Source organism: Citrobacter freundii ATCC 8090 = MTCC 1658 = NBRC 12681, from assembly GCF_011064845.1.
GTDB lineage: Bacteria > Pseudomonadota > Gammaproteobacteria > Enterobacterales > Enterobacteriaceae > Citrobacter > Citrobacter freundii.
Map to the genome: position 1 here is coordinate 1,998,750 of NZ_CP049015.1, position 26,178 is coordinate 2,024,927.

The 26,178-nt window shown below is 51.6% G+C and carries 24 protein-coding genes; 13 read left to right on the forward strand and 11 right to left on the reverse strand.

The genetic code is table 11. The features are described 5' to 3' along the window. Window positions 1-2 precede the first annotated feature (2 nt). From G4551_RS09545 to G4551_RS09570, 6 genes are all read right to left on the reverse strand, one after another. Window positions 3-722 carry an HAD family hydrolase gene (locus G4551_RS09545; RefSeq protein ID WP_003842135.1) on the reverse strand — a complete coding sequence of 240 codons (720 nt, stop codon included), beginning with the start codon at window positions 720-722 and terminating at the stop codon, window positions 3-5. Further along, on the reverse strand, window positions 715-1,770 hold the full coding sequence (locus tag G4551_RS09550) for a Kae1-like domain-containing protein (RefSeq protein WP_231501068.1): 1,056 nt from the start codon (window positions 1,768-1,770) through the stop codon (window positions 715-717). Before G4551_RS09550 ends, G4551_RS09545 begins: the two co-directional genes overlap by 8 nt. Before the next feature lie 12 nt (window positions 1,771-1,782). After that, a protein-coding gene (locus G4551_RS09555) for an IS3 family transposase (RefSeq protein WP_085951607.1) occupies window positions 1,783-2,951 on the reverse strand; the annotation gives its coding sequence in 2 pieces (ribosomal slippage) (window positions 1,783-2,702 and window positions 2,702-2,951; 1,170 coding nt in all). Window positions 2,952-3,007: 56 nt separating this feature from the next. Further along, window positions 3,008-4,333, reverse strand: coding sequence for a carbamoyltransferase HypF (hypF, locus tag G4551_RS09560; protein ID WP_231501076.1), 1,326 nt, complete (start codon window positions 4,331-4,333; stop codon window positions 3,008-3,010). Continuing rightward, complete coding sequence (hypE, locus tag G4551_RS09565; protein WP_003841838.1) at window positions 4,305-5,345, reverse strand: hydrogenase expression/formation protein HypE; 1,041 nt, start codon at window positions 5,343-5,345, stop codon at window positions 4,305-4,307. The genes hypF and hypE overlap by 29 nt, the downstream gene beginning before the upstream one ends. Continuing rightward, window positions 5,342-5,941: a cysteine hydrolase family protein gene (locus G4551_RS09570; RefSeq protein ID WP_003841840.1), complete on the reverse strand. Its 600-nt coding sequence runs from the start codon at window positions 5,939-5,941 to the stop codon at window positions 5,342-5,344. Before G4551_RS09570 ends, hypE begins: the two co-directional genes overlap by 4 nt. A gap of 146 nt (window positions 5,942-6,087) precedes the next feature. Between G4551_RS09570 and G4551_RS09575 the strand changes: the two genes are divergently transcribed. The 9 genes from G4551_RS09575 to G4551_RS09615 all read left to right on the forward strand — a co-directional run bounded on the left by G4551_RS09575 (window position 6,088) and on the right by G4551_RS09615 (window position 13,295). Continuing rightward, complete coding sequence (locus G4551_RS09575) at window positions 6,088-6,978, forward strand: LysR family transcriptional regulator (RefSeq protein ID WP_003841843.1); 891 nt, start codon at window positions 6,088-6,090, stop codon at window positions 6,976-6,978. A gap of 271 nt (window positions 6,979-7,249) precedes the next feature. After that, window positions 7,250-7,609 carry a purine nucleoside phosphoramidase gene (gene hinT / locus G4551_RS09580; RefSeq protein WP_003030826.1) on the forward strand — a complete coding sequence of 120 codons (360 nt, stop codon included), beginning with the start codon at window positions 7,250-7,252 and terminating at the stop codon, window positions 7,607-7,609. Between the two features lie 2 nt (window positions 7,610-7,611). After that, entirely contained in the window at window positions 7,612-7,986 is a 375-nt protein-coding gene (locus tag G4551_RS09585) for a YcfL family protein (protein ID WP_003841845.1), read from the forward strand. 13 nt (window positions 7,987-7,999) lie between these two features. Then, a complete protein-coding gene (lpoB, locus tag G4551_RS09590) occupies window positions 8,000-8,641 on the forward strand; it encodes a penicillin-binding protein activator LpoB (RefSeq protein ID WP_003030820.1) in 642 nt (213 codons plus the stop codon). Then, window positions 8,622-9,446, forward strand: a complete 825-nt coding sequence (thiK, locus tag G4551_RS09595) for a thiamine kinase (RefSeq protein ID WP_003841846.1) — start codon at window positions 8,622-8,624, stop codon at window positions 9,444-9,446. The genes lpoB and thiK overlap by 20 nt, the downstream gene beginning before the upstream one ends. A gap of 10 nt (window positions 9,447-9,456) precedes the next feature. Next, window positions 9,457-10,482, forward strand: coding sequence for a beta-N-acetylhexosaminidase (gene nagZ, locus G4551_RS09600; RefSeq protein ID WP_003841848.1), 1,026 nt, complete (start codon window positions 9,457-9,459; stop codon window positions 10,480-10,482). 21 nt (window positions 10,483-10,503) lie between these two features. Beyond that, the gene (gene ycfP, locus G4551_RS09605; protein ID WP_003030817.1) at window positions 10,504-11,046 is read left to right on the forward strand and encodes an alpha/beta hydrolase YcfP; all 543 of its coding nucleotides are present in this window, start codon (window positions 10,504-10,506) and stop codon (window positions 11,044-11,046) included. 236 nt (window positions 11,047-11,282) lie between these two features. After that, entirely contained in the window at window positions 11,283-12,587 is a 1,305-nt protein-coding gene (gene ndh, locus G4551_RS09610) for an NADH-quinone dehydrogenase (RefSeq protein WP_003030815.1), read from the forward strand. Window positions 12,588-12,755: 168 nt separating this feature from the next. Continuing rightward, window positions 12,756-13,295: a glycine zipper 2TM domain-containing protein gene (locus G4551_RS09615; protein WP_003030814.1), complete on the forward strand. Its 540-nt coding sequence runs from the start codon at window positions 12,756-12,758 to the stop codon at window positions 13,293-13,295. Between the two features lie 57 nt (window positions 13,296-13,352). Here the strand turns inward: G4551_RS09615 and G4551_RS09620 are convergent, their stop codons facing one another. Both G4551_RS09620 and comR read right to left on the reverse strand, forming a co-directional pair. Further along, entirely contained in the window at window positions 13,353-15,533 is a 2,181-nt protein-coding gene (locus G4551_RS09620) for a TonB-dependent siderophore receptor (protein ID WP_003841852.1), read from the reverse strand. A gap of 255 nt (window positions 15,534-15,788) precedes the next feature. Beyond that, the gene (gene comR, locus G4551_RS09625; RefSeq protein WP_003030812.1) at window positions 15,789-16,424 is read right to left on the reverse strand and encodes a TetR family copper-responsive transcriptional repressor ComR; all 636 of its coding nucleotides are present in this window, start codon (window positions 16,422-16,424) and stop codon (window positions 15,789-15,791) included. Between the two features lie 243 nt (window positions 16,425-16,667). Here comR and bhsA point away from each other — a divergent pair, with 243 nt between their 5' ends. Beyond that, the gene (gene bhsA, locus G4551_RS09630; RefSeq protein WP_003030810.1) at window positions 16,668-16,925 is read left to right on the forward strand and encodes a multiple stress resistance protein BhsA; all 258 of its coding nucleotides are present in this window, start codon (window positions 16,668-16,670) and stop codon (window positions 16,923-16,925) included. Window positions 16,926-17,011: 86 nt separating this feature from the next. Here the strand turns inward: bhsA and ldtC are convergent, their stop codons facing one another. From ldtC to G4551_RS09645, 3 genes are all read right to left on the reverse strand, one after another. After that, window positions 17,012-17,977, reverse strand: coding sequence for a L,D-transpeptidase LdtC (gene ldtC, locus G4551_RS09635; protein WP_003841853.1), 966 nt, complete (start codon window positions 17,975-17,977; stop codon window positions 17,012-17,014). Between the two features lie 149 nt (window positions 17,978-18,126). Next, a complete protein-coding gene (mfd, locus tag G4551_RS09640) occupies window positions 18,127-21,573 on the reverse strand; it encodes a transcription-repair coupling factor (protein ID WP_003841855.1) in 3,447 nt (1,148 codons plus the stop codon). A gap of 118 nt (window positions 21,574-21,691) precedes the next feature. Further along, window positions 21,692-22,756: an acyltransferase family protein gene (locus G4551_RS09645; protein ID WP_032941296.1), complete on the reverse strand. Its 1,065-nt coding sequence runs from the start codon at window positions 22,754-22,756 to the stop codon at window positions 21,692-21,694. A 261-nt stretch (window positions 22,757-23,017) separates the two neighbouring features. Between G4551_RS09645 and lolC the strand changes: the two genes are divergently transcribed. The 3 genes from lolC to lolE are packed head-to-tail and all read left to right on the forward strand — an operon-like array spanning window position 23,018 to window position 26,155. Then, a complete protein-coding gene (gene lolC, locus G4551_RS09650) occupies window positions 23,018-24,217 on the forward strand; it encodes a lipoprotein-releasing ABC transporter permease subunit LolC (RefSeq protein WP_003030806.1) in 1,200 nt (399 codons plus the stop codon). Further along, on the forward strand, window positions 24,210-24,911 hold the full coding sequence (lolD, locus tag G4551_RS09655; RefSeq protein WP_003030805.1) for a lipoprotein-releasing ABC transporter ATP-binding protein LolD: 702 nt from the start codon (window positions 24,210-24,212) through the stop codon (window positions 24,909-24,911). The genes lolC and lolD overlap by 8 nt, the downstream gene beginning before the upstream one ends. Beyond that, a complete protein-coding gene (lolE, locus tag G4551_RS09660; protein WP_003030804.1) occupies window positions 24,911-26,155 on the forward strand; it encodes a lipoprotein-releasing ABC transporter permease subunit LolE in 1,245 nt (414 codons plus the stop codon). Before lolD ends, lolE begins: the two co-directional genes overlap by 1 nt. Window positions 26,156-26,178: the final 23 nt, after the last annotated feature.

Sequence of the window (26,178 nt, forward strand, 5' to 3'; positions counted from 1 at the left end):
TTCTACTCTGATGCCTGAGACATATCTTTTTTATCGATGATCAAAATGTGGTCCGGACAAAATGAAATCGCGGTGTTTCCGTCCAGTCGTGATATGACCTCAACACCGGTAAAGTCTGAAATAGCAAGTCTGGCACCACATGGAATCAATTCAACGCCACCGATGCCAACGCAAAACGCGCCAGCGGCAACTGCGGACGTTACGCCACTTTTAGAATCTTCAAAGACGATTGTTTTCTCCGCAGGAAGATCAAGACGTTCGGCTGCGAGAAGATACGGGTCAGGGAAGGGTTTTCCCCGGGAGACGTCATCGCGTTCAACAATAACGGAAATGCAAGACTGAACCTGAAGCATCGCCGTCACACGGTCGATTTTCTCGCGCCAGCCACTGGTTACAATACCAACCCGGACGCCTGCTGCATCCAGCGCAGTGATAAGCTCAGAGACACCGGGAATAGGGTTGTAGGAAGCCGTGTTTTCGACATGAATAATATGAGCCTGAACTTTTTGCTGATCCACGAGCGGTAGGTCACTGAACAGTGCCCGAATAGTATGTGGACCAGGTTGCCCGTGGATATGTTTGATAATCTCGTCTTCAGATATTGTCTTACCATACATATCTGCTGCTTCGCGCCAGGCTCTTTCTATAACCTCATTTGAATCAATAAGCACACCGTCCATGTCAAATAACACGGCGGCAGCTGTGTTGGTGATATTATGCATACTCGGTTTCCTTATTATTAGTTTGACTCGTTTGACTTAGTCTGGACGCGACGGCAATTTGTCCTAAAGAGATCCCTCCATCATTAGTGGGTACAAGTTGATGGCAGTAAGCTTCAAATCCTGCCGCGTGTAATCGGTCAAGAGCATTGATGAGAAGAAACTCATTACAAAAAACCCCGCCGCTTAATACCACTTGCCGTGTTTTTGCGTGCACAGACAAACGGATGCAGACCGCGGTAATAATCTCTACGATGGTCGAATGAAAGCGTCGGCTTAACTCAGGTAAATCGAGAGGCCGTGTTGTCAGTGCTGAAATCAATTCGTGGACCAACGGGCGATAATCCACTTCGAGATGGCCTTCTGATTCCACAATCGAGAAGGCAAAAGGTTGCGCCATATGAAGAGCGCATTGCAACAACGCTTCTAATTCAATGGCGGCCTGCGCTTCGTATTCAATATGCGTACAAATACCCATTAATGCGGAGATGCCATCGAAAAGTCGACCGATGCTGCTGGTTACAGGCGTGTTGATCCTGCGCATAGCCATTTTGGCGAAGACGTCACGCTGTTGAGCCGGCAACGTGCTTAGACCTGGAATTGAGGATTCAGGAATATGCTCGCCGAAAATTTCTGTTAATAGCGAAATAGCGATCCGGATGGGTTCTTTAACCGCGCTGTCACCGCCTGGTAAAGCGATGTGGCGCAGATGTGCTGCACGTTCAACGCTTCTGGTATCCCCCACAAGAAATTCGCCACCCCAGATTGCGCCATCAGTGCCGTAACCCGTACCGTCGAATACTACGCCAATCGTTTTTCCTCTGAGTCCGTTCTCGGCCATACACGCAGCCATATGCGCATGATGATGCTGTACCTGAATAACCCGCAGCTGCGATTGCTCCAGCGCATTGCGCGTTGAGCGAAACGCCGGATGAAGGTCACAGGCCACAATCGTTGGCTCAATATCGAGGAGCTTTTGCAGGTGATTGACGCACGCAAGGTGTGATTTAAACGTAAGGTCATTTTTGAGATCGCCAATGTGTTGACTCATAAACTGTAGTGGTCAACTAAAACTGGCCACGGCTTTAGAGTTTTTCCAGTATCGGTTTTCCGATTCGTTTGGGGGCAACCCACCGTTATAGTCATGCGGCCTTAGCGAGCTGTAATACCCGACGATATAGTCTGTGATCGCATGAGCAGCATCGCTAAAGTTTATATAACCTGTCACTGGCACCCACTCGTTTTTCAGACTACGGAAGAAGCGTTCCATCGGGCTGTTGTCCCAACAGTTTCCACGTCGGCTCATACTCTGCCTGATCTGGCAACGCCACAGTAACTGCCGGAACTGCCTGCTTGTATAGTGGCTACCCTGGTCACTGTGGAACATCACTCCGACTGGTTTACCGCGAGCTTCCCACGCCATTTCCAGCGCTCTGATGGTCAGCTTGCTATCCGGCGAGAATGACATTGCCCAGCCCACTGGTTTCCTTGCGAACAGATCGAGAACAACTGCAAGGTAAGCCCAACGCTTGCCTGTCCAGATGTACGTCACATCGCCGCACCACACCTGGTTAGGTTCTGTCACTGCGAACTGTCGCTCAAGGCGATTCGGGATAGCGATGTGTTCATGACCAACACGTTTATACCGGTGGGTAGGCTGCTGACAACTCACCAGCCCCAGTTCTTTCATGAGCCTGCCAGCAAGCCAGCGTCCCATTCTGAAGCCTCTCAGGGTTGCCATAATGGCGATACTTCTTGCGCCAGCAGAGCCATGGCTGATGTTATGCAGCTCCCGAACCTGGCTGCGTAACACAGCTCGCCAGCCGTCTGGCTTTTCGGCGCTTTTCTCCCAGTATTTGTAGCTACTGCGATGAACCCCGAACACGTGGCAGAGTGTGACCACAGGATACTGCGCTCTGAGTTTCCCGATTAACGAGAATTGTTCAGGGAGTCTGACATCAAGAGCGCGGTAGCCTTTTTTAATATGTCGTTTTCCATTTCAATGCGTTGTAGCTTTTTCTTCAGCTCACGTATTTCAATCTGTTCCGGGGTTATAGGGGAGGCTTTAGGTATTTTGCCCTGTCGTTCATCCCGCAACTGCTTTACCCATCGCGTCATGGTAGAAAGACCCACATCCATAGCACTGGCCGCAGCTGCAACGGTGTAGTTCTGATCAAGGACCAGTTGAGCGGATTCACGTTTAAACTCTGCGCTGAAATTTCTTTTTTTCATTGAGGCACCTGTAATGTTCTGAGGTGAGCATATCACCTCTGTTCAGGTGGCCAAATTCAGTAAACCACTACAAACACCTTATTACCTTTAGCAATGCTAACGGTGGTTTTCAGTTCCGCCCCGAGAGCGATGATCGGATCAACGTTGAAAGGAAGGTGGACAGGGTAGGGGGCATAACCTCGTGAACGTCGCAGGAATGAAAGGTGGTTACGATGAGCCATAACGCGGACCACTGAATCATCGATACGCGTGTGAATATCACGATCGTTAAGAATAAAATAGTCCGCGATTTCGCCCAACTGCGCAATTGCACTCACATTATCAAATACGATAGGGTGGCCTGAAAGATTGCCGCTGGTCATCACCAGCGCTGGCATTGTGGCATCTTCTAGCATTAAATACTGAAGCGGCGTTGATGGCAGCATGACGCCAATATTCGGATTATGCGGTGCGATGATTTCCGGCATCGTACTGCGGCGTTTACGCAGCAGTACGATGGGGCGCTCTACACTTTCCAGGTGTTTTCTTTCCTGAGCGTTGACGTGGACTATTTGTGCCGCGTTGTCCGCGTCCCTTACCATAATGGCAAAAGGTTTTGCATCTCTACGTTTGCGTTGCCTCAGTTGCGAAACCGCATCTTCATTACTCGCATCAACAACCAGATGAAAACCGCCAAGGCTTTTAATCGCAATAATCGCCCCTTCGTGTAGTCTTGCTATGGCAAATTTGACGATATCATCTGTTATTACGGTCTCGCCATTACGTGACCTCAGATCCAGTTTTGGTCCGCATGCGGGGCAGGCATTGGGTTGCGCGTGATAACGACGATTATCGAGATCGTCATACTCATGCTGACAGGCCGGGCACATTGCAAAGGCTTGCATTGTTGTTTGTGAACGGTCATAGGGCATTGCCTGGATAATTGAATATCGCGGCCCGCAGTTTGTGCAATTAATAAAAGCGTACCGATAGCGCGGGTTCTGCGGATCAAACATTTCGTTCAGACAATCCTGACAGACGTTTGAGTCTGGCGGGATAATGGTATCCATCTTCGCAAGCTGACGGCTTTTACGGATACTAAACTCTGCGTAACGTTGATCCGAATTTTCTCGCGGTACCTCCACAATACCATTGATGCGGGCCATTGGCGGCGGGTTAGATGCCAGCTCATCAATAAGCTGCGCGATATTGTCTGATGTAGCCTGTAGTTCCAGTAACACGCCTTCGGAATCATTGAGAACCCAGCCGGTCGCGGCAAAGGTGCGAGCCAGTCGATGGACGAAAGGACGAAACCCGACTCCCTGGACAATTCCGCAAATGCGGTAACGTCGGGTTTCCAGAGCGCCGCCTTGCTCAGCAGAGTCGTGGCAATTCTGCACCATAGAGCTCCTCTATTATTGTCGATACGGTTCCATCCTGCTCAAGCATGCTGACTCTCACTTCTGGCGTTGCTAATACCTCGCCAATAATGGCGGCTTTTTGGCCAAGTGGGTGCGTCTTTAATAGTCTGAGCACGTCTTCTGCGCTGTCTGGTTCGACAAACAGGCAAAGGCATCCCTCGTTTGCAAGATTGATGACATCGACGCCCAGCATATTTGCCGCCATCGCCGTTTCAGGCTGGATGGGTAAAGATTGCCGTTCGCAGCGCATTTCATGCTTTGCTGCACGGGCATGTTCATGGAGTACCGCGGAAAGTCCACCGCGAGTGACATCTCTCATCGAGGCAATTTTCCCGGCAGGAACGGCATCGATAAGCTGGTGAATCATCGCGTTGAGAGGGGCGCAGTCGCTGAGAATATTTCGTTCAAACCCCAGACCTTCACGCAGAGATAACAAATGAATGGAGTGATTCCCAATAAAACCACTGAGGATGATTTTTTGTCCTGGGCGCACGTTTTTGATTGAAACGGGGGCGCGCTCAATAACGCCGACGCCTGCTGTATTGATGAACAAGCGATCTGCCTCACCCTTGCCGACAACTTTCGTGTCTCCGGCAACAATTTTGACGTCTGCAGCAATGGCTGTATCGCGAACTGACTCAATAATGGCGCTCAGTTCAGATATGGGCATACCGTCTTCAATAATGAGACTCAGCGTCAGATACAGCGGACGTGCGCCACTTACCGCAAGATCGTTAACGGTACCGCATACGGCAATTTTACCGATATCCCCATTGCCAAAGATCAGCGGAGTGACAACAAAAGAATCTGTAGTAAATGCAATTTGTCGGGACGGTAACTCCAGTAACGCGCTGTCTTCCATGGTTCCCAGATAAGTATCGCCCAAAATTTCCGCAATTAATTCGACCAGTTCCCTGCTCAGGCGAGCGCCCGTGCCATGGTCCAGAACGACGGTATCTGTTGGTTTCATTGCTTGTGTTAATGGACTTTTCATGCGGTTTTCCTTTCGTTGCGCTCAGGAAGATCGTCATGTTTTGCTAGCAGCGATAAAATCTCAGCCGAGGGGGCAACGGTTGCGCAATAGCTGGCAAGCCACTCTAAGGCGCGAGTGGTATCATCGGCAGAAGGGGCAAATACGCAATCTTCCGGCACCCAAACATTGTATCCGCGGAAAAATGCATCTGCGGCCGTGGTTTGTACGCAAACATGCGTTTGTAAGCCGGTCACGATGACCGTTTTTACACCCAGTTTTTGCAGTGTTTCATCAAGATTATTATTAAAGAAACCGCTATCTCTGCCTTTTACTACGATGAGATCGGAGGGGGCGCAAATACTGTCGATTATTCGATTTTCAGGTCGTCCTGCGAGGGCGGGAATACCTGCATCGCGATTTTTATAGCGCCGTTGTACTGCGGGATCGGCAGGATCATTTATTAACTGCAAATGGATGACTGCCTGGTTTTGATTTCTGATGCCGTCAAGAAACTGATTAAATGCAGTCAATTTTTGTTCTAATTCCTGAGTCGAATAGGTTATTTTATATGTAAATTCATATTGCAGATCATTTGTTAACACAGCTACATTTGGCATATTTATATTCTTTTATCATTAAAATAATGGGCGTAATTTTTTTTGCGATTTCTCTATGGAGAGTTATGTTTATTTATTGCCATGCTTTGCTATCATGTGCTTATTATAGGTATTTGTATAATTCCATTTTTTTCAAGGTTCGATAAATGAAAGGAATAGATATGAAATTGCTGCGTGCCTTTGTTACGTTGGCGATAAAAGGAAGTTATAGCAATGCTGCAAAGGAACTTTTCCTGACTCAGCCAGCACTGTCAAAGCAGATACAAACGCTGGAGCATTTGACCGGTGGTGAGCTTTTTTTGCGCGGACGCCATGGCGCGAGTTTGACAGTATTTGGTCAACAGATTTTTTCAAAAGCCAATGAACTTTTACAATCCCATATTGAATTTCTAAACTATGCGAAAGAAATAAATACCAGAAATCGTGAAAAGTTATTTATGGGATTTGGTCTTTCCTCTTTTCAGCAAGTACCCAAGTGGATAAATCAATTCCATCAGCAATTTTCCGAGTGTGAAGTGGTTATTAATCATCTTCCCTCCAGCGCTCAGATGAAAATGTTGTTGGAAGGACGCTTGCATATCGGTTTTGTCCGGATGCCGGTCAGTAAAGGCCTGGCTTCATATATTTTTTATGAGGAAACGCTGGCTCTTGCTGTTCCGATGGAGGGTTATATGGAAAGCATGACTATTCAGAGTGCGCTATCGGCATATCCCTTACTCCAGTTGGATCCATCAACCAGCCCATGTCTTGCGGAACAAACCTCACTCTTTCTACAAAGCATCCAACTTAGCGCTGAACCGGTCTCTGTAACAAATGACATGACTACGCTATTGGCATTGGTTGCCGGGGGGAACGGAGTCGCCTTTTTACCCACAAGTGTCCGGCATTTTTTGCCTGCCGAAGCGAGACTATTGATGCTCGCTGAAAAACAAATTCGCTGGAACATTGGTGTGGCATGGAACCCCAAAATTAAAAACCATCGGCGGGACGATTTCTTGCGCCTGGTGGTGGCCGGGGAGGCCGATATCGTCATGTAGCCGTTATACGCCCTGACGAGAAGGTAACGGCCACGCATTGATGCCTGACGTGTAAACCGCTTTGGGCATAAATGAAATAGGATTTCAGTACTATGCTTAAGCAATAGCGCAGGGAAATGGTTATAAGAGCAGCACTGACTGGGGTTTTCGCTTAAAAAATCGAGGGTTAAAGTTGAAAGAGCGTGAGTAACTCGCTCATACTCTATACTCGCAGAGTTACCCGGCGTAGCATGGCAAAACGCTTGGGCTGTTAATGAAAAAGGAAAACGTCGTGGCAGAAGAAACTATATTCAGCAAAATTATCCGTCGTGAAATTCCGTCGGATATCGTATACCAGGATGAACTGGTCACTGCGTTTCGTGATATTTCCCCTCAGGCACCTACGCATATTCTGATCATTCCTAACATCCTGATCCCAACCGTCAACGATGTGACGGCTGAACATGAACAGGCATTGGGCCGCATGATCACCGTTGCAGCGAAAATTGCTGAGCAGGAAGGCATTGCTGCAGATGGGTACCGCTTAATCATGAACACCAACCGCCACGGGGGTCAGGAGGTGTATCACATTCATATGCATCTGCTGGGTGGCCGTGCGCTTGGCCCAATGCTCGCGCATAAAGGTCTGTAGGCATGATCAGAGGATGCATTGCACTTTCACTGGGCTTGCTGCTACTGGCGGGTTGTCGAACACACCCAGAAATTCCGGTAAGTGATGAACAGTCGCTGGTGATGGAGTCAACGATTCTGGCGGCAGGTATAACAGCAGAACAGCCCACGTTAACCACGTCTGATATTCAGGCCTCGGCATCCTCGCGACTCTATAACGAAAGACAAGAATCCGTCACCGTTCATTATCGGTTTTACTGGTATGACGCCAGAGGACTGGAAATGCATCCTCTGGAAGCGCCGCGCAGCGTGACTATTCCGGCGCATTCGTCGGTGACGCTGTACGGCAGCGCCAATTTTCTGGGGGCGCACAAGGTTAGACTTTATCTTTATTTGTAAGGGGTGAATCTTGATGATCAAAATGAATCGCTACGCACTGGTTGCCGCGCTGGCGATGTTTCTCTCTGGCTGTGTGGTGCAACGAGAGCCCGCACCGGTAGAGGAAGTCAAGCCAGTGCCGGAACAGCCTGTGCAGCCGCAACAGCCGGTGCCGGTAGTGCCAACGGTGCCAACCATACCGCAGCAGCCGGGTCCGATTGAGCACGAGGACCAAACGGCGCAGCCGACGCCACGTCAACGTCATTATGACTGGAACGGGGCTATGCAGCCGATGGTCGGAAAAATGCTGCAGGCTGACGGCGTAAAAGCGGGCGGCGTTCTGCTGGTTGATAGCGTGAATAACCGCACCAACGGCTCGTTAAACGCGGGTGAAGCCACCGAAACCTTACGTAATGCTCTGGCGAATAACGGTAAGTTTACTCTGGTTTCCGCTCAGCAACTGGCAGTCGCCAAGCAGCAGTTAGGTCTGTCGCCGAACGATAGCCTGGGAACGCGCAGTAAAGCGATTGGTATCGCCCGTAACGTTGGCGCGCAGTATGTGCTTTATTCCAGTGCATCCGGCAACGTCAATTCGCCTGCGCTGCAAATGCAATTAATGCTGGTACAAACTGGCGAGATAATCTGGTCAGGTAAAGGTGCCGTTCAGCAACAATAACAGACTCACGCGCGGCGAAGTGTTGTCGCGCTATTTCCCGCAGTATCATCCCGTCGCAGCCAGCCAAACTGGCCTGAGCGGCGGGAGCTGCATCATTGAGCATCATTCTCACCGGCTGGTACTGCGTTGTCATCACGACCCTGATGCGCCGGAATCGCATTTCTTACGCCAATATCATGCGTTAAAACACCTGCCAGAAAACCTTGCGCCACGTCCTCATTTTTATACGCGTGGGTGGATGGCCGTCGAGTTTTTTCACGGTAAGGTAGAATCCAGATTACCGGACGCCGACGAACTCGCAGGCTTACTGTATCATCTGCACCAGCAACCCCGATTGGGCTGGCGAATCAGCCTGCTGCCGCTACTTGAACAGTACTGGCAGTGTGGCGATCCGGCGCGTCGTACACCATGCTGGCTGCGCGCGCTGAAGCGGCTGAGGAAACGAGGTGAGCCTCGACCTTTGCGTCTGGGGCCGCTGCATATGGATGTTCACGGTGACAACATCGTACGCACAGCCTCAGGGCTGCGGCTGATTGACTGGGAATACGCCGGAGACGGTGATATTGCCCTGGAGCTGGCGGCGGTATGGGTCAGCGATGAATCCCAGCACCAACAGCTGGTTAGCACCTACGCTCAACGAGCGCACATTGAGCCAGACGTTTTGTGGCGACAAGTCAGACAATGGCAACCCTGGATAATGATGTTGAAGGCGGGGTGGTTTGAGTATCGCTGGCGGCAAACCGGTGATAGACAATTTATCAGGCTGGCCGATGAAACCTGGCGGCAGCTAACAATGAAAGGATAAGGAGAGCAGTGTGGGCCCAGTAATGTTGGATGTCGAAGGGTATGAGCTGGACGCAGAAGAGCGTGAGATTCTGGCGCATCCGCTGGTAGGTGGGTTGATCCTCTTTACCCGAAATTATCATGACCCGGAACAGCTGCGTGAATTAGTGCGACAAATCCGGACTGCGTCACGTAACCATCTGGTGGTGGCGGTAGATCAGGAAGGCGGACGCGTACAGCGTTTTCGAGAAGGCTTTACTCGCCTGCCTGCGGCTCAATCGTTTGCTGCGCTGCACGGTCTGGAAGAGGGCGGCAAACTGGCTCAGGACGCCGGATGGTTGATGGCCAGCGAAATGATCGCGATGGACATTGATATCAGCTTTGCACCGGTACTGGATGTGGGCCATATCAGCGCCGCAATCGGCGAGCGTTCTTACCACGCCGATCCGCTAAAAGCATTGGCGATGGCGACCCGCTTCATTGATGGTATGCATGCTGCAGGTATGAAAACGACCGGTAAACATTTCCCTGGTCATGGGGCCGTGACGGCGGATTCACACAAAGAAACCCCAACCGATCCTCGCTCAGAAGCCGAGATTCGTGCGAAAGATATGTCCGTGTTCCAGACGTTGATTACTGAGAACAAACTGGATGCCATTATGCCTGCGCACGTTATCTACAGTGATGTAGATCCGCGTCCGGCGAGTGGCTCACCTCACTGGCTGAAAACGGTGCTGCGCCAGGAGCTTGGCTTCGATGGTGTCATTTTCTCCGACGATTTGTCGATGGAAGGGGCGGCGATTATGGGAAGCTATGCCCAGCGTGGACAGGCATCGCTGGATGCAGGTTGCGATATGATCCTGGTCTGCAATAATCGTAAGGGAGCGGTCAGTGTGTTAGATAATCTGTCGCCGATCAATGCAGAACGTGTTACACGTTTGTATCATAAAGGTTCATTTTCACGTCAGGAACTGATGGATTCGGCACGCTGGAAGACGGTAAGCGCTCAGCTAAACCAGCTTCATGAGCGCTGGCAGGAAGAGAAAGCAGGTCATTAACGCAAGTTTGGCGAGGATGCGATGATTATCTATTTACACGGTTTTGACTCTAACAGCCCGGGCAACCATGAGAAGGTGTTGCAGCTGCAATTCATCGACCCGGATGTCAGGCTGATTAGCTACAGTACGCGGCATCCCAAACATGATATGCAGCATCTGCTAAAAGAAGTGGACAAAATGCTACAGCTGAATGTGGATGACCGTCCGCTGATTTGTGGTGTGGGGCTCGGGGGATATTGGGCTGAACGGATTGGTTTTCTGTGTGATATTCGTCAGGTAGTGTTTAATCCTAACCTGTTTCCGTATGAGAACATGGAAGGCAAAATTGACAGACCTGAGGAGTATGCAGACATCGCAACAAAATGCGTGACCAATTTCCGCGAAAAGAATCGCGATCGCTGTCTGGTTATCCTGTCGCGTCATGATGAAGCGCTCAATAGCCAGCGTTCGTCGGAAGAACTGCATCACTTTTACGAGATAGTCTGGGACGAAGAGCAGACGCATAAGTTTAAGAATATCTCTCCGCATTTGCAGCGCATCAAAGCGTTCAAGACGTTAGGTTAATCCTTATTGAGTGCGTAAAAAACCAGCCATCGGGCTGGTTTTTTTGTTCTTAAAGTTCCGGTTGTCTATCTTTTCAGCATCAAAACTTGATACACATCAATTTTGGTATGACCAATGCACCGTTCGTGTTATTCTCACTCTCGAAGAACATTTTCATTACTGTAACTTGTTGTTAATTAAGAGCTATATCAATAACTTTTAATTAACAATTGGTTAATAAATTTGAGGGGGTCACGTTGACTACACCATTGAAAAGGATCGTGATTGTCGGCGGCGGTGCTGGCGGACTGGAAATGGCGACGCAGTTGGGTAAAAAACTCGGGCGTAAGAAAAAGGCCAAAATCACACTGGTAGACAGAAACCACAGTCACTTGTGGAAACCGTTACTGCATGAAGTGGCGACGGGTTCACTGGATGAAGGCGTGGATGCGCTGAGCTATCTGGCACATGCCCGTAACCATGGCTTCCAGTTTCAGTTAGGTTCGGTGATAGATATCGATCGTGAAGCGAAGACCATTACTCTCGCTGAGCTGCGCGATGAGAAGGGGGATCTGCTGGTTCCTGAGCGTAAAGTGCCGTATGACACGCTGGTGATGGCGTTGGGAAGTACCTCCAACGATTTCAACACTCCTGGCGTGAAAGAAAACTGCATTTTCCTCGATAACCCGCATCAGGCGCGTCGTTTCCACCAGGAGATGCTGAATCTGTTCCTGAAGTATTCCGCGAATCTGGGCGCTAACGGAAAAGTGAATATCGCCATTGTGGGCGGTGGTGCGACGGGGGTTGAGCTCTCCGCTGAGCTGCACAATGCGGTAAAACAGCTGCACAGCTATGGTTACAAAGGGCTGACCAACGATGCGCTGAACGTTACGCTGGTGGAAGCTGGCGAGCGCATTCTGCCTGCGTTGCCGCCGCGTATTTCCGGTGCTGCGCATAATGAGTTAACCAAACTGGGCGTACGCGTACTGACCCAGACGATGGTTACCAGCGCTGACGAAGGCGGACTGCACACCAAAGATGGCGAATACATTAAAGCCGACCTGATGGTGTGGGCGGCGGGTATCAAAGCGCCAGACTTTATGAAAGACATTGGCGGTCTGGAAACGAACCGTATTAACCAACTGGTGGTTGAGCCAACTCTGCAGAGCACGCGCGATCCTGACGTGTACGCGATTGGTGACTGCGCTTCCTGCGCTCGCCCGGAAGGGGGTTTTGTGCCTCCGCGCGCTCAGGCAGCACACCAGATGGCGACCTGTGCGATGAACAATATTCTGGCACAGATGAACGGCAAGCCACTGAAAGCGTATCAGTACAAAGATCACGGCTCTCTGGTCTCGCTCTCTAACTTTTCTACCGTGGGTAGCCTGATGGGCAACCTGACTCGTGGTTCGATGATGGTGGAAGGGCGTATTGCGCGCTTTGTATACATCTCACTGTACCGCATGCACCAGATTGCTTTACACGGCTACTTCAAAACCGGCCTGATGATGCTGGTCGGCAGTATCAACCGGGTGATTCGCCCGCGTCTGAAACTGCATTAATATCGACTTGTGGCGCCGGATGATTTTACGCATCCGGCGTCTTCCTTCAGAGTTCTCCGAATCATCCTGCGTTCGTGCCTCATCCTGCTATTTTCATCCGTAATCTGATTGGCATTCCTTACCTTCTGTTGCAAAGTTGTTGCTAATAGCAAAAAAGGAGGAAGTCCCGTGAATAAATCAATGTTGGCGGGTATAGGGATTGGCGTAGCTGCTGCGCTGGGTGTTGCAGCAGTGGCCAGTCTGAACGTTTTCGAGCGTGGCCCACAGTATGCGCAAGTTGTCTCTGCAACACCGATTAAAGAGTCGGTAAAAACACCGCGTCAGGAGTGCCGGAACGTAACTGTCACGCACCGTAAGCCGGTACAAGATGAAAACCGTATTGCGGGTTCCGTATTGGGGGCGGTTGCGGGTGGCGTTATTGGCCATCAGTTTGGCGGCGGACGTGGTAAAGATATTGCCACCGTGGCCGGGGCTTTAGGCGGCGGCTATGCAGGTAATCAGATTCAGGGGTCGATGCAGGAAAACGATACTTACACCACCACGCAGCAGCGTTGTAAAACGGTGTATGACAAATCTGAAAAGATGCTGGGCTACGACGTGACGTACAAAATTGGCGATCAGCAGGGGAAAATCCGTATGGATAAGGACCCCGGCGCGCAAATTCCGTTGGATAACAACGGACAGTTGGTACTGAATAACAAAGCGTAAAATAGCATTATCCTGAACATTAGCCCCCCATTCGCTCAGGCTGGGGGGCTTTTTTTATCAGAAGGTTAAGGCATAGTTCAGACCAAAGGTGCGGCCCCGGCCCTTGTACTCATACAGTGACGGACTGCCGTAGGTTGGGCTGTACAGCAGTGGCGCACGTTGTCCCCACAGCGTGGTGTACTCTTCATTCAGCAGGTTTTCCACGCTAAAGGTCAGCTTACCCAACGGGAGCTGATAGCTGCCGATAAAGTCCATGGTGTTATAGCCATCCAGCTTATTGCCGCTGGCGTCGGTCAGATCAAATGTTTGCTGGCTCTGTACGCGTAAGGTCCACGGTTCTGGTGCCCAGCCGACCCATGCGGTTGCTTTCGACGGTGAGGCCAGAGTCACATCCCATTTTTGCCATTTACCGTTCTGTTTCACTTCCGATTTAATAACATTGAAGTTGCCGCCCAGGCTCCAGTCCGTATCCGCAATGAAATAATCCACCGCGCCTTCAAGGCCATAAATGCGGCGATCGTCGGGTTGAACGTTAATGGTCATATCGCTGCGGTTGATAACGATCGATTTATCCGAAGTCGAGTAGTAAGCGGCCAGTTGCGTGCGCAGACTATCGCCGGTGTAGCGCCATCCCAGTTCGTACGAGTTAACTTTAATCCCTTCCAGACGTGAATCCGCCACGTTGACGCTGCGCTGGAGCTGGTAATGATCGCCAACCAGCGAATAGGTGCCGTTACCGTAATATTTCCCTGGATCCGGAAGCTCCACGCCCTGAGAGAAATTAAACCACGTTTGCTGACGGTCAGTCAGATGGGCGAGGATACCGGCGTTGAACAGGAAATTATCGTAATCGGTTTTGCCGCCCGGAATGGTATCGGCAGAGTTCGCAAGCCCGGTCGCGATTCCCTGCTGTTGAGCATAGCCAACGAAATCATCAACCTTGTTTTCGGTCCATTGATAGCGCACGCCGCCGCTGAGGGTAAAGATGTCGTTAATGTCATAGCTGTTTTGCAGGAAAGGCGCAAAGTTCGTGATGCTGTAACCGGGGTAACGCCCGGTGGTATAAGCGGTGCGGTTATCCATGCCGCCGGAGGGCAGGGACCAGGCCAGATCGAAGAATTTCTGATTGGAATCGAAGGTCTCGTGATCGGCATCGATACCCCACGTCAGCTCCCAGTTATCCATCAACTGGCTGTTGAGGGTAATTTTGGCGCCAAACTGGTCTGTGTCCTGCTGTGATGCGGAGAAACTGGTGACCTTACCTTTGCTGAGCGTCGGGAAAGGATAGAATTTCAGCGATTCGTCGCGGTAATAGATTTGGCTGACCAGGTTCTGGCCGAAAAAATCCGCATCTGAATATTGCAGGCTGATCAGATGACGTTCGGTTCCGGGAATACGATCGGAATTCAGTCCGCTGCTGGTATAAGCTTTACCGTTTCCGGTTACGGCGGACATGTTCTCGCCGAGATCCAGCCCGTAATCATCATCCCCCTGGCTCTTGTAATACTGTGTAACCAGTTGCAACTGACGGTCGTCGTCAAGTTCAATCGTCCCGGTGCCCATCACGTCCAGACGATCGGAGTGCTGTAGCCCGGTTTGGGTGTTATCCAGCAGCAGGGCATCGTGATTACCGTCATACCAGCCGCCAAATCGTTGATACGCGACGGACATACGCCCGGAAGCGCGATCTGTTCCTCCACTCACCGCCGCGGCAACGCGTTCATCATGATCGTTACTGTTGTTGAAGCCACTTTTGCTCCCCAGTTCGAGTTCTACTTCACGCTCCGGCTGGCCTTTTTTGGTGACGATGTTGATTAATCCGCCGGTACTGCCACCGCCATAAAGTGAGGTTGCGCCTGAAATGACTTCAATGTGCGCAATGTTAAACGGGTCAATGGAGTCAAGCTGACGGCTGTCGGTTCGCGAGGAGTTCAGACGGACACCGTCAATGAGCACGACAATGGCGCGACCACGCATGTTCATGCCGTAGTTTGTACGCCCCTGGCTACTGACATCGATTCCTGGGATTAACTGAGCAAGAACATCCTTGAACTCTTTCCCCCCCTGAACCTGTTGTTCAATCTCGCTTCCTTCAATAACCCAGGTCGTTTGCGGCATTTCTGCCACGGTGCGTTGGCTACGGTTGGCGCTGACGATGAGGTTCTCTTCCTCAGCCGCAATGGCCGGGAGGGTTAAAGACAACAGGAGAGGATTGAGCACCCAGAGACGCTTATTCATTTGTATTCCTTTTAAAAAGAGTCGATCTGTTTTTGTTATGGCGGTAGAGAAACCGATGGTTACATTGTGAAACAGGCATTAAAACAAATGCGAATATTGCTGATAACAATTGTCGTTATCAATACCCTTTACAAAAAATGATCGGATAACACGATGAAAACAATGAGAAATGTAGGGACAATGGAACGGGAATCTAACCGGGGGCTTTATCAGCTCCCGGGGGTGTTAGTACAGCGGGGGAATTGCGGGAAAGGGTTAAGCTTTGACGAGTTCGGGCCACAGCCGCAGGGTGGTACGTGCGATCTGCATCAGTTTTTCAAACGTTGCACCTTCACGGGCGCTGATCGACATACCTTGTAAAATACAGTTCAGGTATTCAGCCAGTTTTTGCACGTCACAGTAGGCGGGGATTTCACCTCGTTGCTGACGTTGATGAAGAAACTGAGTAAGCGTCTGTTCCTGCATTGCATGGCGGGATTTCACCGTGTGCGCAATATCACGGGAAGAGGCTGCCAGCGTCGCAGAAGTGTTAATCATGAAACATCCCGCCGGGGTGTCCTTGCTGGTAAAGCAGGTCGCTATGGCGGTGAAATAGTCTTCCAGTGCGGACTCAAGGCTTTTTTCTTCACAAAACAGTTGGGCTTCGTGTTTCGCCGCAAAGCGGGTGATGTAGCGGTCCAGTACGGCACGGAACAACCCTTCTTTATTGGTGAACTCCGCATACAGCGTGGGCGCTTTTGCGCCGGTAGCTTCTACGAGATCGGCGAGCGAGGTCGCTTCATATCCGTGCTGCCAGAAGAGTGTCATGGCCTTATCAAGCGCGGCTTCCCTGTCGAACACTTTTGGTCGGCCACGGCTTTTTTTTGCACAACCTGTCGTTTCAGTTGTCATGGCGCCGATGTACCTTTGTTGGGTTTATTGAACAACCATTATAAAAATATTCGACTGCACACTCCAGCGGATTCACGATAAAAATAAATTATATCTATTGTCATGAAAAATAAGACCTTTATATTTTATATAACGATCATTATAAAAAAGTATTGACGTGTGACCTGGATCACATCTATGATTTACCTATCGATCGTTAAGTTAATCTTTCCGACACCCATTCATCTGCTAAAGGTCACTATCATGAAAAACGTAAAAACCCTGTTTGTTGCTGCTGTTCTTAGCTCACTGTCATTTGCAAGCTTCGCCGCTGTTGAAGTTCAGTCCACACCTGCGGGTCAAGAGAAAGTCGGTACTATTTCTGCGAATGCGGGGACTAACTTAGGTTCACTGGAAGACCAACTGGCGCAGAAAGCCGATGAGATGGGTGCGAAGTCTTTCCGTATTACTTCCGTTACCGGTCCTAACACCCTTCATGGGACTGCTGTTATCTACAAATAAGATTTAACCCATCGCAATGCCACTGCGAGTTAAATAAAAAACCCCCGCGGAATAAAATCCAGCGGGGGTTTTTTAATACGCTACGTTTACAGCGGTTGTTGAGCAACGTCGTGATGACGGGTCACATCGACCGGCATGCCTGAGCGAATCTCCATCGCATGATCCATGACGGCGGTATCTGTTTGCGCCGCATTTTTAAATGTCTGCATGGACGCGTTCAACACGATTGGCAACAGTTGCGGATCGTCATTGATTTTTTCGGACAGCGGCTGATGTACTTCTACTAGCCGCACGCCGTTAGGCTCAACGGATGCTTTGATCGGCGTATTGATAATATTGACCTTAGTTCCGGGCGTTACCTGACGGAACAGGGTTTCGATATCACCGTCGCGCAGACGAATACAGCCGGAACTGACGCGCATGCCGATGCCAAAGTCAGCATTGGTGCCGTGCAGCAGATAAACGCCGCCGTATGCCGCTAAGCGAATTGCATGATGGCCCATCGGGTTATCCGGACCGGCAGGTACAACGGCAGGCAGGTCAATTCCGTTTGCTTTGTATCGCGCGCGGATATTTGCCGTCGGCGTCCAGGTGGGGTTGGCGCGTTTATCAGAAATGGTGGTTACCATCGTAGGCGTCAGCGTGTCACCACCTAACTGGCCAATACCAATAGGATAAACGGTCACCGAATTGGTCCCCGGCTGGTAATAATAAAGACGCAGTTCGGCGAGGTTGATAACAATACCTTCGCGCGGGGCGTCAGGTAGCAGAGTTTGTAACGGTATAGTCAGCACGCTGCCCGGACGTGGTACGTAAGGGTCAACGCCGGGGTTGGCCTGCAGCAGCGCTAAAAAGCCGACATTATATTTTTTCGCAATCGCCTCCAGAGAACCGCCATTGTCTTCAACAACGTGAACGGTATTCTGGCCCACCAGACGGCTTCCCGGCGGTGGCAGCGGCCAGGTGTTTGCCTGAGCCGGAAGTGCTAACGCGAAGGTCGCTGCCAGCGTAAAAAACGCGAGCCAGCGAGAGAGTCGTTTATTGTTTAACATCACCATAAATCCATTGTTTTTACGTGGTTTTTATTATGTAAAAGTAAACGCGAATTATGGCGGTTTGCTGTGTCTGGAAGTGCAGGGAAGTGCAAAGAGTTTGTAAATTCATCAGGCCGGGTGAGTGGTGTGCTCACCCGGCCTGTTCACTATGCTACGGCGTTTTCTTCAAGCTGACGCATAAACTGGCGGACCCAGTCGATCCGCGTTTTACGCTCGCCCAGATCCTGCATAAATTTCAGTCGGGTTGGGCCGTCCAGACGGAAGTGTTGCGGTTGTTTTTGCAGTAAACCAATCAGCCAGACCGGGTTGACGTGGTTTTTCTCGGCAAATTCGATGGTACCGCCTTTGTCATGACCTTCGAGCTTTCTGATCCCCAGTTTCTGCGCCTGCTGGCGTAAACGAGCGATATCCAGCAACGTACGGGCCGGGTCGGGCAGCAGGCCAAAACGATCTATCAGCTCGACCTTAATCTCTTCCAGTTCGTTTTCGCCTTTCGCGCTGGCAATGCGCTTGTAGAACGATAGTCGGGTGTTAACATCCGGTATATAGTTATCCGGCAGCAGAGACGGCATACGCAATTCAACTTCGGTTTGCTGGCTGGTGAGATCTTCCAGTGACGGTTCGCGTCCCTCCTTGAGCGCATCGACAGCATTTTCCAGCAGCTCCATATACAACGAGAAGCCGATGCTTTCCATGGAACCACTTTGATCTTCACCCAGCAGTTCCCCGGCGCCGCGAATTTCAAGGTCGTGGGTCGCCAGCGCAAATCCTGCACCCAAATCTTCCAGCGAAGCGATGGCTTCCAGACGCTTTTGCGCGTCGGTGGTCATTGCTTTTGGATGCGGCGTCAGCAGCCAGGCGTACGCCTGATGGTGTGAGCGTCCCACACGACCGCGTAGCTGGTGCAATTGCGCTAAACCAAAGTGATCGGCACGTTCGATGATAATGGTGTTGGCGGTCGGAATGTCGATCCCGGTTTCGATAATGGTGGTACACACCAGCACGTTAAAACGCTGATGGTGGAAATCGTTCATCACGCGTTCCAGCTCGCGCTCGCGCATTTGCCCGTGGCCGATGCCAATACGCGCTTCCGGCACCAGTTCCGCTAATCTGTTAGCGGTTTTCTGGATATTTTCGACGTCGTTAAACAGATAATAAACTTGTCCCCCGCGCAGAACTTCACGCAGGATCGCCTCGCGTACCACCAGGCTGTCGTATTCGCGCACGAAGGTTTTGACCGCCAGACGACGAGCGGGCGGCGTGGCGATGATCGACAGATCGCGCATGCCGCTCATCGCCATATTGAGCGTACGCGGAATAGGCGTTGCCGTCAGGGTCAGAATATCGACATCCGCGCGCATCGCCTTAATGCGTTCTTTGTGGCGAACGCCGAAACGGTGCTCTTCATCGACAATTAGCAGACCCAGATCTTTTAGCTTCACATCCGCTTGCAGCAGTTTGTGCGTACCGATGAGAATATCAATTTTCCCCTCGGCAACCTGTTCCAGAATCTGCGCTTGCTCTTTGGCGCTACGGAAACGGGACAACATCTCAATGCGTACCGGCCAGTTGGCAAAACGATCGCGGAAGTTGTCGAAGTGCTGCTGTGCGAGCAGGGTAGTCGGAACCAGCACGGCAACCTGTTTGTGGTTCTCTACGGCAAGGAAAGCGGCGCGCATCGCGACTTCGGTTTTACCAAAACCGACGTCACCGCACACCAGGCGGTCCATGGCCAGAGGTTGGCACATATCGCTGAGTACAGCGTTGATCGCCTGCGCCTGGTCAGGCGTGGTTTCAAACGGGAAGCTGTCGCAAAACAGCTGATACTGTTCACGGTCATGCTTAAAGGCAAAGCCTTCTTTCGCCGCGCGCTGGGCATAAATATCCAGCAGCTCTGCCGCGACATCGCGCACCTTCTCAGCGGCTTTCTGTCGGGCGCGTGACCAGGCATCGCCGCCCAGTTTATGCAGCGGTGCATTCTCTTCTGCACCGCCTGCATAGCGGCTGATCAGATGCAGTGACGACACCGGCACGTACAGTTTGGCATCGTTGGCATAGGTGAGCATCAGATATTCACCGGTGATACCGCCCGCTTCCAGCGTGGTCATCCCGGCATAGCGACCCACGCCGTGTTCCAGATGCACTACCGGCTGACCGGGATGCAGCTCTGCAAGGTTACGAATTAATGTATCCGGGTTGATGGTGCGACGCGAATCCTGGCGGCGACGCGCCACGCGTTCCCCAAGCAGATCGCTTTCACAAATCAGTGCCAGATTGCGGTTGCTATCGATGAAGCCGTGCTCAGCTGCGCCAATCATCAGATAACGACCGTTATCTACGGCTTCATCGAGTCGCAATATCCGCTTCGGTGCCACTTTGATACGAGCGAGCAACTCGCCAAGCGCTTCACGTCGGCCTTCACTTTCGACCGAGAAAATCACCGGGCCGGTAAAGCCCTCAAGGAATTTACGTAACGCATCTAACGGTGATTTTTGCTGTGCCTGCACGGCGATGTCCGGCAGCTTCTGGAACCCGAGGTTGGTATTCGCAGCTTTGTTCGCCAGACTCTCGGTTTTCAGTTGAACGCGCGGCCAGCGTTTAAGTTCAGAAAACAGCTCATCAACCCGCAGCCACAGCGATTCCGGCGGCAGAAGCGGGCGCATTGGATCAACACCGCGATTTTCAAAGCGTGACAGGGTATCGGCCTGGAAGCGTTCTGCGCTGGTCTCGATATCACCGGTATTGACCAATAACGTATTGGCAGGGAAGTAGCTGAACAGCGGCGGCAGCGGCTCGCTGAAAAACAGCGGTTGCCAGTATTCAATACCCGCAGGTAACGTGCCTTTGCTGACCTGCTGATAAATATGTTCGGCGTCGCGTTTAACCTCAAAGGTATCGCGCCACTGACTACGGAATAGCTCGATGGCCGTTTTGTCAGTCGGGAATTCGTGCGCGGGAAGCAAATTAATGGCATCGACTTCTTCCAGCGTGCGCTGGGTGTCGGTATCAAACAGACGCAGGCTGTCGATTTCGTCATCAAAGAAATCCAGACGATAAGGCAACTCGCTGCCCATCGGGAACAGATCCAACAACGCGCCGCGCGTGGCGTATTCGCCGTGTTCCATGACCTGATCAACATGGCGATAGCCAGCGCTATCCAGCTGTTCGCGCAGGGCGTCGCGCGAAAGCCGCTGACCTTTTTTCATGACCAGCGCATGCCCGTGCAGATAGCTGTGCGGACAGACACGCTGCATCAGGGTATTTACCGGAACGATCAGCACGCCTCGCTGCATGGCAGGCAGTTGATACAGCGTAGAGAGACGCGAAGAGATAATCTCCTGATGGGGAGAAAAACTGTCATAGGGCAGCGTTTCCCAGTCGGCCAGGTTCATCACCATCTGGTCGGTAAACTGACGAATTTCATCATGCAGGCGCAAAGCATTTTGCATGTCCGGCGCGATCAGCACCACTGGACCGGCGTGATGTTCGGCGATTTCGGCGACCAGCGTTGCGCAGGCGGCACCGGTAAGCTCACCCAACTGGCGCTGATCGCCAGCTTTCGCTGGGAGCGTGTAACGATGTTGTTCAGGCATTCGGTTGTCAGGTTCTCGTTTAGATATACATCTGATAAGCAATGTTCTTTATTATCCGTGATCGTTTCTCATAAGCAAATTGATTCGCCCCCTGATGGGGGCAAAAAGCGCGTTGGGGTTAGCGCGAAACGACCGATAATGAAGGCGGGGAAAAAAGCAGGTCGGCCACTGTTTTTTGTGAAATTTTACGCACCAACAGGCCAAACAAGGTGCACAGCAGCAGGCAGGCGAATGGATACACCAGCAGCAGGGCCAGCTCTGCATATGCAGGCCAGGCGGCATGATTAATGTTGGGGATTAGCGTTAGGCTGAATAGCTCAACCAGAATTCGGTGGGTGGTGTAGATGGCGATGGTATTGGCACCAATCACGCTTAACGGGCCGGACTCGCGCATACCAAAGCGCAGCTCAAATTGATAAAACAGCTTCATGATCAGCACAATGGAAAGAAGAGAAAGTAATAGTGAGACATTTGCCAGCCACGCGACGATGGCGGCGATTGCGCTAACCAGAACAATGAGCGCATGGCGGCGCAGGGGCACCTCCTTAATCCATACCATCAGCGTTGCGCCAAACCATGCACCGAGGCTGTACCAGGGCAGATTGCGAATCACGCTGTTCATTCCCCACCACGGCGTCGGGACAAAGTTGATCGTCACGCTCAGCGCCACAAATAACGCCAACAGCGGCACTGCCCAACGGCTGAAAATTTTACACAGAACAAAATAGACAATCAGCGCGTACAGATACCACAAGCTGGTACTGGCGGTCAGCATCCCGTGGGTAAAATCTGCGATCGAACCAGCATAAGCGGCGTTGGCAGCATGGCTCAGATCGCGCTGTGGGGCCAGCCAGTTATTGAGCGTCACTAACGCCAGCCATTGCACCACACCCCAGAGTATCAGCACCCAGGCAATACTCCAGATCCGTTTATCCACGCAGGTGGTCCACGGGACGCTATCAATGTAGCGACGGATCAGATATCCCGAAATAAAGAAAAAGACCGGCATGCGAAACGGCGCCAGGTACAAATTGAGGTAAATCCAGCATTTGCTCAGCAGCTCTGAAAGCGGATGCTGAAAAGTAGTGAGGTGCGGGTAAAATGTGATTACCGAGTGGTAAATCACCACCAGGCAGATACATAACCCTTTGATTTGATTAATCCATGGTTCTTTTTTATTCATCGAGACGGCGTATCCATATTGTTGGTTATAGCCTGCCATCCTGCGCAACCTGCTGTGCGCTGTAATGCGTAACTGTCTGCATTTTGATTTTTTAAGATAAAGATCAGGGTCCAGGATGGAAGGGAAGAGGGACAGCTTTAGCGAATTGATTTATTTATACTTTTAGGAATAGTGCTGACGAACACTTACGGTTCAGTCATTTACCCATTCCGCTTTCGCTTATATACTCGTGACTTTGCTAACAGCAACCAGACGGATTTCATGTACCAACCTGTCGCTCTATTCATCGGCCTGCGTTATATGCGTGGGCGTGCAGCAGATCGCTTCGGTCGCTTCGTTTCCTGGCTCTCCACCATTGGCATTACCCTCGGGGTGATGGCGCTGGTCACGGTGTTGTCGGTGATGAACGGTTTTGAGCGCGAGCTGCAAAACAATATTCTTGGCCTGATGCCTCAGGCCGTCCTCTCGTCTGAACAGGGTTCCCTCAACCCGCAACAACTGCCGGAAAAAGCGGTGGTGTTGAACGGCGTCAACCGAGTTGCACCCATAACTACGGGAGATGTGGTGCTGCAAAGCGCGCGTAGCGTGGCGGTCGGCGTGATGCTCGGTATCGATCCGGCGCAAAAAGATCCGTTAACGCCGTATCTGGTCAATGTGAAGCAAACAGATCTGCAACCGGGTAAGTATAATGTCATCCTCGGCGAGCAGCTTGCCGGGCAGTTGGGCGTGAACCGTGGCGATCAAATTCGCGTGATGGTGCCTTCGGCCAGCCAGTTTACGCCGATGGGACGTTTGCCGAGCCAGCGTCTGTTTACGGTGATTGGCACCTTCGCCGCCAACAGCGAAGTAGACGGCTACCAGATGCTAACCAACATTCAGGATGCTTCCCGCCTGATGCGCTATCCGGTGGGCAATATTACCGGCTGGCGTCTGTGGCTGAACGAACCGTTAAAAGTTGATACGCTGAGCCAGCAAACGCTGCCGCAGGGCACCAAATGGCAGGACTGGCGCGAGCGCAAAGGGGAACTGTTCCAGGCCGTGCGCATGGAGAAGAACATGATGGGGCTACTGCTTAGCCTGATCGTGGCTGTGGCGGCTTTTAATATTATTACCTCGCTGGGTCTGATGGTAATGGAGAAGCAAGGGGAAGTGGCGATTCTACAAACGCAGGGGCTAACGCCGCGGCAGATAATGATGGTGTTTATGGTTCAGGGGGCCAGTGCCGGGATTATCGGCGCGCTGCTTGGCGCGGTGCTGGGCGCATTGCTCGCCAGCCAACTGAACAATTTGATGCCAATTATTGGTGTGCTGCTGGATGGTGCGGCGCTGCCGGTCGCTATTGAGCCGCTGCAGGTTATCGTCATTGCGCTGGTGGCGATGGCCATCGCGTTGCTGTCTACGCTTTATCCTTCCTGGCGCGCTGCCGCCACTCAACCCGCTGAGGCTTTACGTTATGAATAAGATCCTGTTGCAATGCGACAACCTGTGCAAACGCTATCAGGAAGGCACTGTGCAGACCGATGTCCTGCACGATGTCAGTTTTAGCGTCGGCGAAGGTGAGATGATGGCGATTGTCGGCAGCTCTGGCTCCGGCAAGAGTACGCTGCTGCATCTGTTAGGCGGGTTGGATACCCCGACTTCCGGCGACGTCATTTTTAGCGGTCAGCCAATGAGCAAGCTCTCGTCGGCGGCGAAAGCGGAACTGCGTAATCAGAAGCTGGGCTTTATTTACCAGTTCCACCATTTACTGCCGGACTTTACCGCGCTGGAAAACGTAGCGATGCCGCTGCTGATAGGCAAGAAAAAACCGGCTGAAATAACCGAGCGTGCACGGGATATGCTGAAAGCCGTAGGACTGGATCATCGTGCCAGTCATCGCCCGTCTGAACTGTCTGGCGGCGAACGCCAGCGTGTGGCCATCGCTCGTGCGCTGGTGAATAACCCGCGTCTGGTCCTGGCGGATGAGCCAACGGGTAACCTGGATGCGCGTAACGCGGATAGCATTTTCGAGCTTCTGGGCGAGCTGAACCGCTCTCAGGGCACGGCATTTCTGGTGGTGACGCACGATCTGCAACTGGCGAAGCGGATGAGCCGCCAGCTTGAAATGCGCGATGGTCGCCTGACGGCTGAACTGAGCCTGATGGGAGCTGAGTAATGGCTTCGCCTTTATCGTTATTGATTGGTCTGCGCTTTAGCCGTGGTCGGCGGCGCGGCGGTATGGTTTCGCTGATATCTGTGATTTCCACCGTTGGCATCGCGTTGGGTGTGGCGGTGTTGATCGTTGGTTTAAGTGCCATGAACGGATTTGAGCGTGAGCTGAACAACCGTATTCTGGCCGTAGTCCCACACGGAGAGATTGAAGCCGTAAATCAGCCGTGGAATAACTGGCAGGAAGCGCTCGACAAAGTACAAAAAGTGCCGGGTATTGTCGCCGCGGCGCCTTATATCAACTTTACCGGACTGGTAGAGAGCGGGGCGAACTTACGCGCGGTGCAGGTGAAGGGCGTTGACCCGAAACAGGAACAGCGTTTAAGCGCACTGCCATCCTTCGTGCAAAACCACGCCTGGGATAATTTTAAAGCCGGTGAACAACAAATCATCATTGGTAAGGGGATTGCCGATGCGCTGAAGGTGAAGCAGGGCGACTGGGTGTCGATTATGATCCCTAACGCCAGCGCGGATCATAAATTACAGCAGCCTAAACGCGTGCGTTTGCACGTAACGGGAATTCTGCAGCTGAGCGGTCAGCTCGATCACAGCTTTGCCATGATCCCAATGGAAGATGCGCAGCAATATCTGGATATGGGAACCAGCGTTTCCGGGATTGCGCTGAAGGTTAACGACGTGTTTAACGCCAATAAGCTGGTGCGGGACGCGGGTGAAGTCACCAATAACTATGTTTATATTAAGAGCTGGATCGGTACTTACGGCTATATGTATCGCGATATCCAGATGATTCGCGCCATTATGTATCTGGCGATGGTGCTGGTGATTGGTGTGGCCTGCTTTAATATCGTTTCCACGTTAGTGATGGCGGTAAAAGACAAAAGCGGCGATATTGCGGTATTAAGAACCCTCGGGGCGAAAGATGGGTTGATCCGTGCCATTTTTGTCTGGTACGGCCTGCTGGCGGGTCTGTTCGGTAGCCTGATAGGCGTCGTCATCGGGGTGGTTGTCTCGTTGCAACTGACGCCGATCATCAACGGAATCGAGGCGCTTATCGGTCATCAGTTCCTGTCCGGCGATATCTATTTCATTGACTTCCTGCCATCGGAATTACACTGGCTGGATGTGATTTACGTGCTGGTGACAGCACTCGTGCTGAGTCTTTTGGCAAGTTGGTATCCGGCGCGTCGCGCCAGCAATATTGATCCTGCGAGAGTACTTAGCGGCCAATAACAACAATAATACACGACAGCATT